Source organism: Arthrobacter sp. BI5 (genome assembly GCF_056680065.1).
The window spans coordinates 2949948-2963165 of sequence record NZ_CM155264.1; the positions used below are offsets into that span (position 1 = coordinate 2949948).

Sequence of the window (13218 nt, forward strand, 5' to 3'; positions counted from 1 at the left end):
TTGAGGGTGACCAACCTCGAAGTCCTCCCACCCGAAGAAGTCTGCCCCGCCGCGCACAGCGTGGAGGCTACCGCCAGCGGCCCGTGCCTGCAATTGTGGCCGGCCAGGGAGGTCCCGCTGGGCGGGGTCCGTGCCATGAACGTCTCCCGGACCCTTCCGCAGCGCGGACTGCCGACGGTAGGCGCATGGTGCTTCCTGGACAGCTTCGGGCCGGACCGGGTGGCAATGTCCGTGCTGCCGCACCCGCACACCGGGCTGCAGACCGTCACCTGGCCGCTGGCCGGCAACATCAGGCACCGCGACAGTGTAGGCAGCGACGTGATCGTCCGCCCGGGCGAACTGAACATCATGACCGCGGGCCGCGGCGTTTCGCACTCCGAATTCGCGGTGCTTCCGGTGGCGGTGCTTCCGGCGAATGAGGATCCGGCCGGGCCGACGCCGGAGCTGCCGTTGCAGCGCGGGCTCCAGTTATGGGTGGCGCTGCCGGACGCCGCACGGCACCGGGCACCGGCCTTCGAACAGCACCGCGAGCTGCCCGTGGTCCGCGGCGACGGCTTCACCGCAACCGTCATGGTGGGGACGCTGGCGGGCACCACCTCGCCGGCCACCATATACTCCCCGATCGTGGGGGCCGACATCAGTTGCTCCGGCCCGATCAGCCTCCCGCTGCAGCCGGACTTCGAGCACGCTGTCCTGGTGCTCGACGGCGGCCTGGCGCTGGACGGCCAGGAGGTGCTGCCGGGGCCGCTGGGTTACCTCGGGTCCGGGCGCGGCAGCCTGGAACTGGACGCGGCTCCGGGCACCCGATTTGTGCTGCTGGGCGGTGAACCGTTCGAGGAGGAACTGCTGATGTGGTGGAACTTCGTGGGCCGCAGCCATGAGGAAGTGGCGCAGGCACGCCTGGACTGGGAGGCCCAGGCCGGGCTCCCCGACGAGGACGCCCCGCGGGCGCGGTTCGGTCTGGTACGCGGGCACGGTCCCGACGCCGGACCGGAGGCCGGGCGGATCCCGGCGCCACCGCTGCCCGGGGTGCCGTTGCGGCCGCGGCGCCGGCAGTGAATCCCGCCTAGTCCTGCTCGGCGACGAGCTGGAGCACTCCGAACACGGGTTCCTGCTGCAGCACCCGAACGTCGGTGATGCCGGCGGCCGCGAGTGCCGCGTGGAACGATTCCTGCAGCCGCAATACGTTCATGCCGAGCCCGCTTCCCAGGATGACCGGCCCCTCGATACCGAGCTGCCGGAGTGTCTGCTCGGCCATGGCGGCGAGGTCGCGGCCGGCCTGGTCGATCAGGGCCTGGCTCGGCGCATGGCCGGCGTCGGCCGCTTCCACGACGAGCCGCGCCCGCTGCGCCCAGTAGCGGCGCCCGGTTGACGGTGAGTGGAACAACGCGATCAGTTTGTTCGGGTGGTCAGTGCCGCACGAGTCCAGCAGCGCCCAGGTGAGTTCGTCCGGTTCCAGCCCCTGGTTCATCCGGCGCAGGCTGTGCCGGACCGCTTCACGGCCCAGCCAGTAGCCGCTGCCTTCGTCGCCCAGCAGGTAGCCCCAGCCGCCGGCCCGCGCTTCGGCGCCGCGGCTGTTCTTGCCCCACGCGGCCGAGCCGGTTCCGGCGATCACGGCGACGCCGGTGCTGGCACCGCCTGCCGCCAGCAGGAGCCGGGAATCGTGGACCACGGTGATTTTGGCGCCGGGCACATGCGGGGCGATCAGCGCGGCGAGCGCCGCGGCGTCGTCGTCGGTGTCGATGCCGCCGGCGCCGGCGTAGACCTGGGCGATCTTTCCCCCGCCGATCCGGGCGAAGAGTTCGGCCAGGTTGCGGGCTGCTTCTTCGGGGGTGACGTTCTGGACGTTGGCGCTGCCCACCGATTCGTCGGCCACGGGGGTGCCGGCCTCGAACCGGACGCCGCGGGTCTTGGTGCCGCCAATATCGAGTCCGATCACGGCGCCGGCAGCGGTGGCGGACGCCGCCTCGGGCGGGGCGGGAATGTCAGAATGAGTCACCGGAACAGCCTACTGAATCACCGACAGGAGTGAGCAATGCCGCACAACATCTTCGGGACCCGGGTGATCGCCGCGCCGATGGCCGGCGGGACGTCTACTCCGGCCTTCGTTACGGCCGTGCATGAGGCCGGCGGCCTGGGCTTCCTGGCCGCCGGCTACAAGAGCGTTGCTGCGATGCAGGCGGACATCCGCGCTGTCCGGGAAGCCGGCGCGCGGTTCGGCATGAATCTGTTCGTCCCGGATCCGGCCCAGCTGGCGCCATCCGCGGCTGCCTTGGCCGGGCTGGAGGAGTACAGGCTGCGGCTGCGCCCCGACGCCCTGCGCTATGGAGTGGAGGTCCCGCCCCTGCGGCTCGATGACGACGACGAGTGGGAGGCCAAGGTCGAGGCCCTGCTGGCGGATCCGGTGGAGCTGGTCAGTTTCACCTTCGGGCTCCCCGGTGCGGAGGTGGTCCGCTCCCTGCAGCGGGCGGGGTCAGCGGTGCTGGCCACAGTCACCACCGCAGCCGAGGCGGCGCTTGCGGCGGACCAGGGCGTGGATGCCCTGGTGGTGCAGCATGGGTGCGCCGGGGGCCACAGCGCGGCGTTCCTGCCGGACTCCCCCGCGGGGCCCGCGGTGCCCGGCTCGACGGCGGAGCTGATCGCGGCGGTGCGTTCCGCCGTCGGGCTCCCGCTCGTGGCCGCCGGCGGGATTATGGACGGTGCCGGGCTGCGGCGGGTGCTGGCTGCGGGAGCCCAGGCCACCCAGCTGGGCACGGCACTTCTGCGCACCGAAGAGAGCGGCGCCCGGCAGTTGCACAAGGACGCCTTGGCCAGTCCGCACTTCACGCAGACCGCGCCCACCAGGGCCTTCACCGGCCGGACCGCCCGGGCGCTGGTCAACGAATTCGTCCGGGACCACCCGGACGCACCCGAGGCCTACCCGGCCGTGCACCACCTCACCGCCCCGCTGCGCGCGGCCGCGGCCGCCGCCGGGGATGCGGAGCGGTTGAACCTCTGGGCCGGGACCGGCTGGCAGCAGGCGCGGGCCGGGTCGGTGGCGGAGGTCCTGGCGGGGCTACTGGACTGACCGGGGACCAGGGCCCGCCCGGGTGCCGGGGCGGCGCGGCAGGGTCAGTTGCCGGAGCGTCCGCGGACGAAGCCGGCCAGGAGGGCCGGACCTTCGCTGAGCACCAGCTCCCGGAACAGCCGCACCGGGTCCGGCTCGGCGTCCGCTCCCCCGCGCCGTTCCCGCCAGGCCAGGCCGATCTCGCGGAACGCCAGGCCGGAATCCAGCGCGAGCTCCACCCAGCCAAGGTCACTGGGCTGCGCCGGGGTGTGGCGTCCGGGGGCCAGACCGCCGGGCGGCAGGATGCTGACCCCGAGCCCGGCCGAGACGAGGCCCCGGGCGGTATGGGAGTCCTGGCTTTCGAAGGCGATGCGGGGCCGGAAGCCCGCTTCCCGGAACAGAGCGTCCGTCAGCGAGCGCATGCCGTAGCCGGGGCCCATCGCCACGAACGGGTCCTGCCGGATCTCCGCGAGGCGGGCGCGGCGGCGCTTGGCGAGCGGGTGCCGGTGGTGGACCACCAGCCGCAGCGGTTCCCGGTACAGGGCGGCCGAGGAGATCAGCCGGCTAGGCGCCGCGATCGGGGCGGTGAGTGCCAGGTCCGCCTCCCCTGCGGCCAGTTCGGCCAGGCAGCCGTCCCGCGCGCCCTGTCTCAGATCGAAGGCCGGGTGCGGATGCCGGCTCCGGAAAGCACTGATCAGCAGCGGCAGCATGGCCTCACCGAAGGTGTGCTGGAAGGACACCGCGATCCGCCCGCGCACCACCTCGGATTCGTGCCGCACCAGGTCCAGGCCGCTTTGAAACTCGCCGAGCGCGGCCTCGATGTGCGGCAGCAGCGCCTTGGCCGCCGCCGTGAGGCGCACGCCGCGGCCGTCTCGGATCAGCAGTTCCGTGCCGATGATGCTGCTGGCCCGTGCGATTCCGCGGCTGACCGTCGACTGGGGGAGCCCCAGCACCTCGGCGGCCGCGGTGATGTGCTGGGTGCGGCCGAGTTCGGCCAACAGGGGCAGCAACGGCAGCAACTGGACCAGCTGTTTGTGCTCCACGTCCATGGCCCACCCCTAATTCGTTCCGAATTTGCTATGAATGCTATAAGAATCATGCATTGGAAGCATGGCTTTTGGAAGCCTATTCTGGGGGCATGCCGCAGCTACCGCCCCACGAACTCCCTGCCACCCCCGGTGCGGCCGCGACTTCCGGAAACGCTGACCCGGATCCGGCCGCAGCGGCACAGGCCGGGACTTCCGCACCGGCCGGCCATGCCAAGGGCTCGGCGGCCTACCGCCGGATCCTCGCCGGCCTGGCCTTTGCCGGCGTCGCCACCTTTGCCCAGTTGTATTCAACCCAGGCCGTGCTGCCGCTCATCGCGGCTGACCTGCAGGTGACGGCCGCAGAGGCGGCCCTGACCATCTCCCTGGCCACGGTGGGCCTGGCCGTGACGGTGCTTCCGTGGTCCTTTTTGGCTGACCGGATCGGCCGGGTGCGCGCCATGGCCTGGGGCATCTCCGCGGCCACCGTGCTCGGCCTGCTGGCCCCGCTGGCACCCAGCCTCCCGGTCCTGCTGGGCCTGCGGATGGTGGAGGGCATGGCCCTGGGCGGCATCCCGGCCATCGCGATCGCCTACCTGAATGAGGAAGTCAACAAGGCCCACGCCGCACTGGCGGCCGGCACCTACGTCGCCGGCACCACGCTGGGCGGCCTGGCCGGCCGGCTGGTCGCCGGCCCGGTCGGCGACCTGTGGGGGTGGCGGAGCGCGGCGCTGGCGGTGTCCGTGATGGCGACGGCCGCTGCCGTCCTGTTCCTAGTCCTGGTGCCGCCGGCCCGGAATTTCACCGCGGCGGCCGCCAGCGGCTTCCGCGGCGCCCTCGCCACCCTCGCCGGTCACGGTCGGAACCCGCGGCTGCTCGCCATCTACGTCCAGGCTTTCCTGCTGATGGGCGGCTTCGTAGCGGTCTACAACTACCTTGGCTTCCGGCTCTCCGGCGAGCCCTTCAGCCTGCCGGCCACGCTGATCAGCCTGATTTTCCTGGCCTATCTCTCCGGTACTGTCTCCGCCCGCTGGGCCGCCGGGCTGACGCTGCGATTCGGCCGGCGCAACGTGCTGGTGGCGGGCACGGCCCTGATGGTCGCCGGGCTCGCGCTGACCCTGACGCAGCTCCTGGCCCTGATCCTGGCCGGCCTGCTGCTCTTTACCGGCGGCTTCTTCGCGGCCCACAGCATTGGCTCCGGCTGGACCGGCGTGATCGCGAGCACCGGACGTGCGCAGGCCGCCTCGCTCTACAACCTGGCCTACTATCTGGGCTCCAGTGTCATCGGCTGGTCCGGCGGGCTGCTCTTCCAGTCGCTGGGCTGGACAGCCCTCGCCCTCGCCGTGATGGGGCTGGCCTGCACGACGGCGGTGATCACCGCCGTCGTGCATCCCGGAGGTGCAGGGGACGCCGCCGCCCACAACACCGCCCCGCTGCGGGCAGCGGTGCGTTAGCGGGTCGCCTCGAGGGCCTGCACCAGGTCCGCCGCGATGTCCGCCGGGTCCTCCAGGCCCACGGAGACCCGCAGCAGGCCCGCGTGCGGTTTGGCCTCCGCGGCCACCGGCCGGTGGGTCAGACCGGCCGGGTGCTGGATGAGCGTATCGATGCCGCCGAGTGAGACGGCGTGCGTGATCATGGTGACGGCCGCCGGGACGCGCTCGGCGTGCCCGGCGCTGGCAAGCTCGAACGCCAGCAGCGAGCCGGGGCCCGCCATCTGGGTTCCGACCAGGCCCAGCGGATCGCACTCCGGCAGGCCCGGGTAGTACACCCGCCGAATCAGCTCGTGCCCGCAGAGAACGGCCGCGACCTTTTCCGCGCTGGCCTGTTGCGCCCGGACCCGCACCGGCAGCGTGGCCAGCCCGCGGTGCAGCAGGTAGGCCGGCCAGGGCGTGAGGATGCCCCCGGTGATGGCCCGGATCTGGCGCAGCCGGACCGCCCAGTCGGGGCCAGCCGCCACAACGCCTCCCATCGCGTCGCCGTGGCCGCCGAAGAACTTGGTGGCGCTGTGCAGCACCAGGGCCGCGCCGTGCCGGTAGGGCTGCTGCAGGACCGGGGTGGCGAAGGTGTTGTCCACCAGCAACGGCACGCCGTCCGCCGCGGCCGCCGCGGCGGCGATGTCGACCAGTTCCAGGCTCGGGTTGGCCGGCGTCTCCAGGATGACCAGCCCGGTGTCGGCGCGCAGGGCGGCACCGATGCCCTCCGGCGTCGTGAAGGTGACCTCGGTGCCCAGCACCCCGGATGCCAGCAGGTGGTCGCTGCCGCCGTACAGCGGACGGACCGCCACCACGTGCTTCTTCCCGGCAGCGACGACGGCGAGCAGCACCGCGCTCAGGGCGGCCATCCCGGTGGCGAAGGCCACCGATTCTTCGGTGCCTTCGAGCACGGCAACGCCCTCCTCGAAGCGGGCGACGGTGGGGTTCCAGAGCCGCTGGTAGACCGTGCTCTGCCCGTCCAGGTGCGGGCCGCCGGTGGCCATCTGCTCGTAGGCGAGGCCGCCGTCATGGACCGAGGGCAGCGGTGCCGTGGTGGAGAGGTCGATCGGGACGGCGTGGACGCCGAGTTCCGTGAGGCCGTTCCGGCCGGCGTGGACCGCCAGCGAGTCTTGAGAAAGCACCGTACTCCTTATGAATATTCACCATTGAATGCGGTAAGTATCTGGCAATAATTCGGAGTTTCACAGGGCAGCTGAATGGAACTGTCAGATACTGGCGTTTATGATGAATGCACAACACTTCAAGGAGGATCCGTGAGCAGCACCACGAAGAATGTTCGGCCGGGAGCGGGTGCCGGCGAACCCCTGGACGCCATAGACGAGCGCCTGCTCGCGGCGCTGGTGGCGGACGCCCGGATCTCCAACAAACAGCTGGCCGAGCTGGTGGGAATCGCCCCCTCCACGGCCCTGATGCGCACCAGGGCGCTGTCCGAGCGCGGGATCATCCAGGGGTTCGAGGCCAAGCTCAGCCTCCCCGCGGTGGGCCGCTCCGTGCAGGCGCTGATCGCCGTCCGGCTGCGGGCCCACGACCGCGAACAGATCGACCGCTTCACGGCCCGCGTCCCCAAGCTGCCCGCCGTGCTGTCCACGTTCCACACCTCGGGTTCCGTGGATTACCTGCTGCATATCGCCGTCGCCACCACCGAGGACCTGCGCGACTGGGTGCTGGACAATCTGGCGACCGATCCTGTGGTGGGCCACACCGAGACCACCCTCGTGTTCGACCACATCCAGGGCAATCACGGGCCGCTGCCGGACTAGCCGTACTGGGTCATCAGGCTGGTGACACCCGGGTGATGGGTGTGGTTCCGCTGCCGGCCCGGTGGGACATGCCCATTCTTCGTGCCGGCGGGTGGGCATACCGGCACTATGTCCATTGCTCGCGCCCTGCACCGGACATGTCCCCAGCCGACCGACGAACATGCCCATTCCTCGCGCCGGTCCGGTGGGACATGCCCATTCTTCGCCCCGGCGGTTGGCCTTAGCTCAGTACAGCCAGCCGCGGACGGCGCCGGACGCCCTCAGGCAGCCGGCTCAGGCAGGGCGCTCAGGGGCGCGTCCGGAGGGCATTGCGCAGGGTGAGCGCCGCCAGGCCGAGGGCGAATACGGCGCAGAGCGCGACGAACCACGCCACAGCCGCCTGCAGGCCCACAACGCCGGCGGCCAGCCCCAGGCCGATCACCGGAAAGGCGCTGCCCAGGTACGTGATGACGTAGACGGTGCTGATGATCTGGGCGTGGCGCGCCGCCTCAACCTTGCCGGCCACATCATTGAAGACGGTCCGGAAGGAGACGCCCTGGCCCAGGCCGGCGGCGATGCTGGCGGCGATTAGCAGCCACGGGCTGCTCCACGCCGCCGCTGCCGCGATCAGCAGCACGGAGACGGACAGCAGGGCCAGCCCCACCGGCACCACAAAACGGCCGCGCACGGCCAGCAGCTGGCTCAACGCCGAGGCTGCCAGGGTCAGCCCGGCCAGGACACCGATCAGCGGCCGTGAGTCCGCGTGGACGATCTGGGCGAAGTAGCCGGGGGCCAGCGAGAGGCAAAATCCAAAGACAGCAAAGCTCAGGAATCCCACGGCCGACGCCAGCCAGAATGCACCGCGCGCCTCACTCGATACGGACGGGCGGCGCGGCGCCAGGACCTTGAGCGGCTGCGGACCCGCGACCGAGGTGATGGCGGGCCGGGCCTTGAGCAGGTAGAGCGGTACCAGCAGGGCCAGCAGGACGACGGAGTGCAGGTAGTAGGGCGTGGAGGTGGGGCCGGGAAGCATGGAAAGTACCCCGCCGATCGCCGGGCCGGCTGCCACGCCGCCGGCCGATGCCAGCAGGGTAAACCGCGAGGCCCATTCGGGCCGGCTGGGCAGCAGTTCGCGCAGGGCTGCCGAACTCGCGCCGGTTGCCAGCGCCACCGCCGCTCCCTGCAGCGCCCGGCCGGCCGACAGCGCCAGCAGGCTGTCGGCGTTGGCGAACACAAAGCCGCCGGCGAGTCCCAGCAGCACGGCCAGGACCAGGGCGGCCCGCCTCCCGATGTGGTCCGACCAGTGCCCGGCCAGGACCAGGGTGGCTACGAGCGCCAGGACGTAGGCGGAGAAGGCCACCGTGACATCCAGGGCCGTGATGCCCAGCTTGGCCTGCAGCAGCGGATAGAGCGGGGTGGCCAGGTTGGCGCCGACCAGCAGCGTGAAAATCACGACGCCGGCCATCACCAGGCGTGCGGTGACGGACGCGTCCCAGCCCCAGCGTTCTGCCGTGGCCGGGCGCATCCGAAGTTCGCTGAAGACGGTCATAGCGGTGCCCCTGCTGAGTTGACGCGGGCCGGCTGCGTTCCCTGTGGGGAGGCGCCGGTCCGGTGGAGATTGATACCTACAGGATGCGTTATGGGTGCGCTTTAGGACTAAGTTCCGTGCCAGAATTGATCAAAACCGTCAATCGCGGCCCGCAAGCATGAACCGGAGTGATTATTTGAACAGCCTGGACCCCACCGACCTGAAGATTTTGCTCGAACTCATCAAGGATCCGCGGATCCAAATCGGCGAACTCAGTGACGTCTTGGGGATCGCCCGGAATACGGCGCAGTCCCGGGTGCGCCGGATGCTGCGCTCCGGGCTGCTGCACGACGGCGGCCGCGAAATTGACCTGGAGTCGGTGGGGTACGACGTCGTCGCGTTCGTCACGATCGAGGTGAACCACCGCGAACTCGACGGGGTGGTGGGCGCCCTGCGCCTGATCCCCCAGGTCCTCGAGGTGCACGAGATCTCCGGCCGCGGCGATGTCTGGTGCCGGGTGGTGGCGACGGACACCCACCATCTCCAGGCGGCACTGCGGTCCATCCTCAGGATCAAGGGCGTGATCCGGACCGAAACAGTCCTCGCCCTGCACACCCACATCCCCTACCGCACCGAACCGCTCATCAGCCGGCTGGCGCAGGGCAGCGCGCTTGCCCCCGGCCGGTCCGGGACGCGCCGGCCGGGTCCGCCGGCCCCGGCGAAAGACGGGATAATGACCCCGTGACTATCATCGACAACGCCGTCTACGTTGACGGCGTCCGCCGCGCCGAGCCGCGCAGCCTGGAACAGACCTTCGAGACCATGACCAAGCACGGCGGCATGGCCTGGATCGGCCTGTACCGGCCGACGGAGCAGGAAATGGCCGCCGTCGCTACGGAGTTCGGCCTGCACGGCCTGGCGGTGGAGGATGCGATCTCCGCCCACCAGCGCCCCAAGCTGGAACGCTACGACGACAACCTCTTTACCGTGCTCCGGCCGGCACGGTACCTGGACGAGACGGAGACCGTCGAGTTCGGCGAACTGCACGTCTTCACGGGCCGGAACTTCGTGGTGACGGTCCGGCACGCGGAGACGGCCGTCGTGGGCCAGGTCCGGCGCCGGCTGGAGGGCCGCCCGGACCTGCTCTGCCACGGCCCCGAGGCTGTCCTCTACGCCCTGATGGACCAGGTAGTGGATGACTACGTCCCCGTGGTGGCCGGGCTTGAAAATGACATTGACGAGATCGAGGACCAGCTCTTCAGCGGCGACCCGATGGTTTCCCGCCGCATTTATGAACTCGCCCGCGAGGTCATTCATTTCCAGCGCGCCATCCACCCCCTGCCGGCCATGATGCAGCAGCTCCGGCGGGGTTTCGAGAAGTACGAGGTGGACACGGAACTCCAGCACAGCCTCCGCGACGTGGAGGACCATGTGGAGCGGCTGATCTCCCGGGCCGATTCCTTCCGCGACCTGCTGCAGAACGCGCTGACCCTGGACGGCACCCTCACCGCCAACCGCCAGAACGAGGCCAGCGCCGAACAGAACGAACAGGTCAAGAAGATCTCGTCCTGGGCCGCTATCTTCTTCGCACCGTCGTTTGTGGCCGGCGTGTACGGCATGAACTTCGAGCGGATGCCGGAACTGCACTGGACTTTCGGCTACCCGATGGCCATCGGCATGATGGCCGGCACCGCGGCGATCATGTACGGCATTTTCAAGCGGAAGGGCTGGCTCTAGCCGGCGTGCCGGCCGGGCCGAGCGGGATGGGCGCCGAACCGGACAAGGCCGCGTTCCGGCGGGGCCGCATCATCACGCCCGGTACCTCACGCCAGCTCGGCGTCTTCGGACTCTTCCCGCCGCCGCCCGCGCAGCAGCGGCTCCTGACGACGCCCACCGGGCCGCTGACGGCCAGGAGCGCGGAGCCGGAACTGCTGTGGACCAGCTTTGCGCAACTGTGCGGCGGCCCGGAGGTCCCGGACTACCACACCCTCGCAGCCGGGTACAGCACCTGGGTGGTCGACGGTGTCCCCTCCCGCGCTGCCGGTGGTGGTGCTCCCGCTGCTTCCGGGGCAGTGCGCGCCGCGGAGGTAGCGGCCTGGCAGCATTTCTGCGAGGTGGTGGACGTGCTCTACGACGCCGACATCACGCTTTTCCTCGTCGGCCCCGGCCCGCTGGACTGGGCGGCACCGGCCGCGGCGGTCCCCGGGCTGCCGGCCGAGCTGGCCGGGGCCGCGGACCGGCTCGCGCTGCTGGGGCGGGTGGAATCCGACGAAGCGCTGGCCGCGGAACACTCGTCCGGGAGCTAAGCGCAGGGCCCCGTGTAGTCTGGCGGCATGAGCGCGCGGCGGGACCGGTTCCGGCACATCGTGGAGACCCTGGGCAGGCATGGGCTGGGCTTCGCAGCGGGCTATTTGGGCCTGGACCGACTGCACCTGCCCGGCCGGCAGCACAGTTCCGCGGGGCCTCCCGGGTGCCGCTGCCGGCGCAGGTCAGGCTCGCCCTGGAGGACCTCGGGGCGGTCTACATCAAGTTCGGCCAGATCGTCTCCACCCGTCCGGACGTGCTTCCCGCGGAGTACGCCGCCGAGCTCGCCAAGCTCCAGGACGACTCCCCGCCAGTTCCCGCGGAGGAAATCCGTGCCGTCATCGACGAAGAGCTCGGTCCGCGCGCGGGCCCGCTGCTGGCATCCCTGCAGGACATTCCGCTGGCCACCGGCTCCATCGGCCAGGTCCACGAGGCGGCCCTGCCGGCAGCCGGCGGCGGCCGGGCCGACGTCGACGTCGTCGTCAAAGTGCGGCGCCCCGGCGTCGTGGCGCAGGTGAACGAGGACCAGGAAGTCATGGCCGAGCTCGCCAAACGCGCCGAACAGGCCTCGGCCACCGTGGCCGGCTTCCACGTGGCCGCCCTGGTGGACGAATTCTCCCAGACCATGCGGGCCGAACTGGACTACCTGCAGGAGGCCAGGAACGCGGAGCAGTTCGCGGCCAACTTCGCCGGCGACGGCCGGGTCCACATCCCGCGGGTCTTCTGGGACATCACGACGTCCCGGGTCCTGACCCTCGAGCGCGTCCGCGGCATCAAGATCAACGACGTCGCCGGGCTGAGTAGCGCGGGAATCGACTCCGGCGAGCTGGCCGTCCGGGCCTGCAACATCCTGCTCAAGATGGTCTTCGAGGATGGTTTCTTCCACGCCGACCCCCACCCGGGGAACTTCTTCGTGGAGCCCGACGGACGCCTGGGCATCATCGACTTCGGTATGGTCGGCCAGATCAGCGACACGGCACGCTGGAACCTCGTCCGGGTGCTGCTGGCCGTCGTCGAACAGGACGCCGGCCGGCTGACCACGGCCATGGTGGCGCTCTGCGGCGCAACGGAGGCCGCCGACTACAGCGGGCTGCAGGCGGCCCTGGGCCGCCTGGTGGAGCGCTACGCGGGCAGGCCGCTGGCGCAGGTCCCGATCGTCCCGGTGCTGGCAGAACTGGCCGGGCTGCTGCGCGCGCACCGCCTGCGGTTGCCGCGTGAGACCGCGCTGATGGTGAAGATGCTGGTTATGGCGGACGGGCTCGGCAAGCAGCTGGACCCCGCCTTCGAGCTGACCGCCCAGCTGGCTCCGTTCACCCGGAAGATCATTCTCGGGTCGCTGTCCCCCGAGGCGCTGGCGGGGCGGCTGAAGAAGCTCGGCTGGGAGGCGCTGCGCTTCGGCACCGAGGCTCCCGAGATGGCCCGTCGGCTGCTCGACGTGCTGGAGCGCGGCGGGCTGGACATCCACTTCCGCGCCGACGAGCTGGACCGGCTGATGGACAGGGCCGAGCGGACCGGCAACCGGATTGTGGCGGGCCTGATCACGGCGGCGCTGATCGGCGCCGTCGGGGAGCTTGTCTCCGTCCAGCCGGACCGCTGGCGCAGCTGGCCCAGGGCGCTCTTCACCGCCGGGCTGGGCGGCGTCGGAGCGCTGGGCGGCTACCTGGCGGTCACGTCCCGGCACCGGCGGCCGGGCTGAACCGGCGCCCCGGGGCGTTTCTCTGCGCGCTCAGCTAGCGCGCGCTGCGGCGGTTGCGGGCCAGGGTGACGAGCCGGATGAAGGCCAGGACGAAGGCGGTCTCGATCAGTGCCATCAGCCCGAGCCACAGCCACTGCCCGCGGCCTATGAAGTAAATGGCTCCGAGACAGACCAGCACGCTGCCCAGGACCAGGGCATACACGGCGAAACCGAAGGCCACGCGCGCGCTGCGTACCCCGGTGCGGAAGCCGAAGCCGTTGGGCTCGCCTCCGGGCAGGCCGCCGACGCGGTCCTGCCCGGCCGGTTCGAGCCGGTCGAATTCTTCCCACGGGTCACGGTCCTGCTCCCGACGCTGATCGGCCATAGCCCTATTATCCCGCGGCTGCG

Annotated in this window: 13 protein-coding genes; 8 read left to right on the forward strand and 5 right to left on the reverse strand. The window is 70.8% G+C overall.

The features are described from left to right. The first annotated feature begins 6 nt into the window (after nucleotides 1-6). Entirely contained in the window at nucleotides 7-1059 is a 1053-nt protein-coding gene (locus AC1MED_RS13545) for a pirin family protein (RefSeq protein ID WP_479783777.1), read from the forward strand. Between the two features lie 7 nt (nucleotides 1060-1066). Here the strand turns inward: AC1MED_RS13545 and AC1MED_RS13550 are convergent, their stop codons facing one another. Further along, a complete protein-coding gene (locus AC1MED_RS13550; protein WP_479783778.1) occupies nucleotides 1067-1999 on the reverse strand; it encodes an N-acetylglucosamine kinase in 933 nt (310 codons plus the stop codon). A 36-nt stretch (nucleotides 2000-2035) separates the two neighbouring features. Here AC1MED_RS13550 and AC1MED_RS13555 point away from each other — a divergent pair, with 36 nt between their 5' ends. Then, nucleotides 2036-3067, forward strand: a complete 1032-nt coding sequence (locus tag AC1MED_RS13555) for a nitronate monooxygenase (RefSeq protein WP_479783779.1) — start codon at nucleotides 2036-2038, stop codon at nucleotides 3065-3067. A 44-nt stretch (nucleotides 3068-3111) separates the two neighbouring features. Here AC1MED_RS13555 and AC1MED_RS13560 read toward each other — a convergent pair whose 3' ends face one another. Continuing rightward, a complete protein-coding gene (locus tag AC1MED_RS13560) occupies nucleotides 3112-4095 on the reverse strand; it encodes a LysR family transcriptional regulator (RefSeq protein WP_479783780.1) in 984 nt (327 codons plus the stop codon). A gap of 89 nt (nucleotides 4096-4184) precedes the next feature. Between AC1MED_RS13560 and AC1MED_RS13565 the strand changes: the two genes are divergently transcribed. Continuing rightward, nucleotides 4185-5525 (forward strand): MFS transporter, encoded by a 1341-nt coding sequence (locus tag AC1MED_RS13565; protein WP_479783781.1) that lies wholly within the window; start codon nucleotides 4185-4187, stop codon nucleotides 5523-5525. On the opposite strand, the gene AC1MED_RS13570 is transcribed toward AC1MED_RS13565, so the two are convergent. Beyond that, entirely contained in the window at nucleotides 5522-6685 is a 1164-nt protein-coding gene (locus tag AC1MED_RS13570; protein WP_346960242.1) for a trans-sulfuration enzyme family protein, read from the reverse strand. The two genes, AC1MED_RS13565 and AC1MED_RS13570, sit on opposite strands and share 4 nt — an antisense overlap. A 132-nt stretch (nucleotides 6686-6817) precedes the next feature. On the opposite strand from AC1MED_RS13570, the gene AC1MED_RS13575 reads away from it, so the two are divergent. After that, nucleotides 6818-7324, forward strand: a complete 507-nt coding sequence (locus tag AC1MED_RS13575) for an Lrp/AsnC family transcriptional regulator (RefSeq protein WP_346960243.1) — start codon at nucleotides 6818-6820, stop codon at nucleotides 7322-7324. 286 nt (nucleotides 7325-7610) lie between these two features. On the opposite strand, the gene AC1MED_RS13580 is transcribed toward AC1MED_RS13575, so the two are convergent. Continuing rightward, nucleotides 7611-8852: an MFS transporter gene (locus AC1MED_RS13580; RefSeq protein ID WP_479783782.1), complete on the reverse strand. Its 1242-nt coding sequence runs from the start codon at nucleotides 8850-8852 to the stop codon at nucleotides 7611-7613. Nucleotides 8853-9009: 157 nt separating this feature from the next. On the opposite strand from AC1MED_RS13580, the gene AC1MED_RS13585 reads away from it, so the two are divergent. The 4 genes from AC1MED_RS13585 to AC1MED_RS13600 all read left to right on the forward strand — a co-directional run bounded on the left by AC1MED_RS13585 (nucleotide 9010) and on the right by AC1MED_RS13600 (nucleotide 12831). After that, nucleotides 9010-9576 (forward strand): Lrp/AsnC family transcriptional regulator, encoded by a 567-nt coding sequence (locus AC1MED_RS13585; protein WP_479783783.1) that lies wholly within the window; start codon nucleotides 9010-9012, stop codon nucleotides 9574-9576. Next, nucleotides 9573-10568: a magnesium/cobalt transporter CorA gene (gene corA / locus AC1MED_RS13590; protein ID WP_346960246.1), complete on the forward strand. Its 996-nt coding sequence runs from the start codon at nucleotides 9573-9575 to the stop codon at nucleotides 10566-10568. The genes AC1MED_RS13585 and corA overlap by 4 nt, the downstream gene beginning before the upstream one ends. A 26-nt stretch (nucleotides 10569-10594) precedes the next feature. Beyond that, the gene (zapE, locus tag AC1MED_RS13595; RefSeq protein ID WP_479783784.1) at nucleotides 10595-11137 is read left to right on the forward strand and encodes an AFG1/ZapE family ATPase; all 543 of its coding nucleotides are present in this window, start codon (nucleotides 10595-10597) and stop codon (nucleotides 11135-11137) included. A 164-nt stretch (nucleotides 11138-11301) separates the two neighbouring features. Further along, on the forward strand, nucleotides 11302-12831 hold the full coding sequence (locus AC1MED_RS13600; protein WP_479783785.1) for an ABC1 kinase family protein: 1530 nt from the start codon (nucleotides 11302-11304) through the stop codon (nucleotides 12829-12831). A 34-nt stretch (nucleotides 12832-12865) separates the two neighbouring features. On the opposite strand, the gene AC1MED_RS13605 is transcribed toward AC1MED_RS13600, so the two are convergent. Continuing rightward, entirely contained in the window at nucleotides 12866-13195 is a 330-nt protein-coding gene (locus tag AC1MED_RS13605; protein WP_346960249.1) for a hypothetical protein, read from the reverse strand. Nucleotides 13196-13218: the final 23 nt, after the last annotated feature.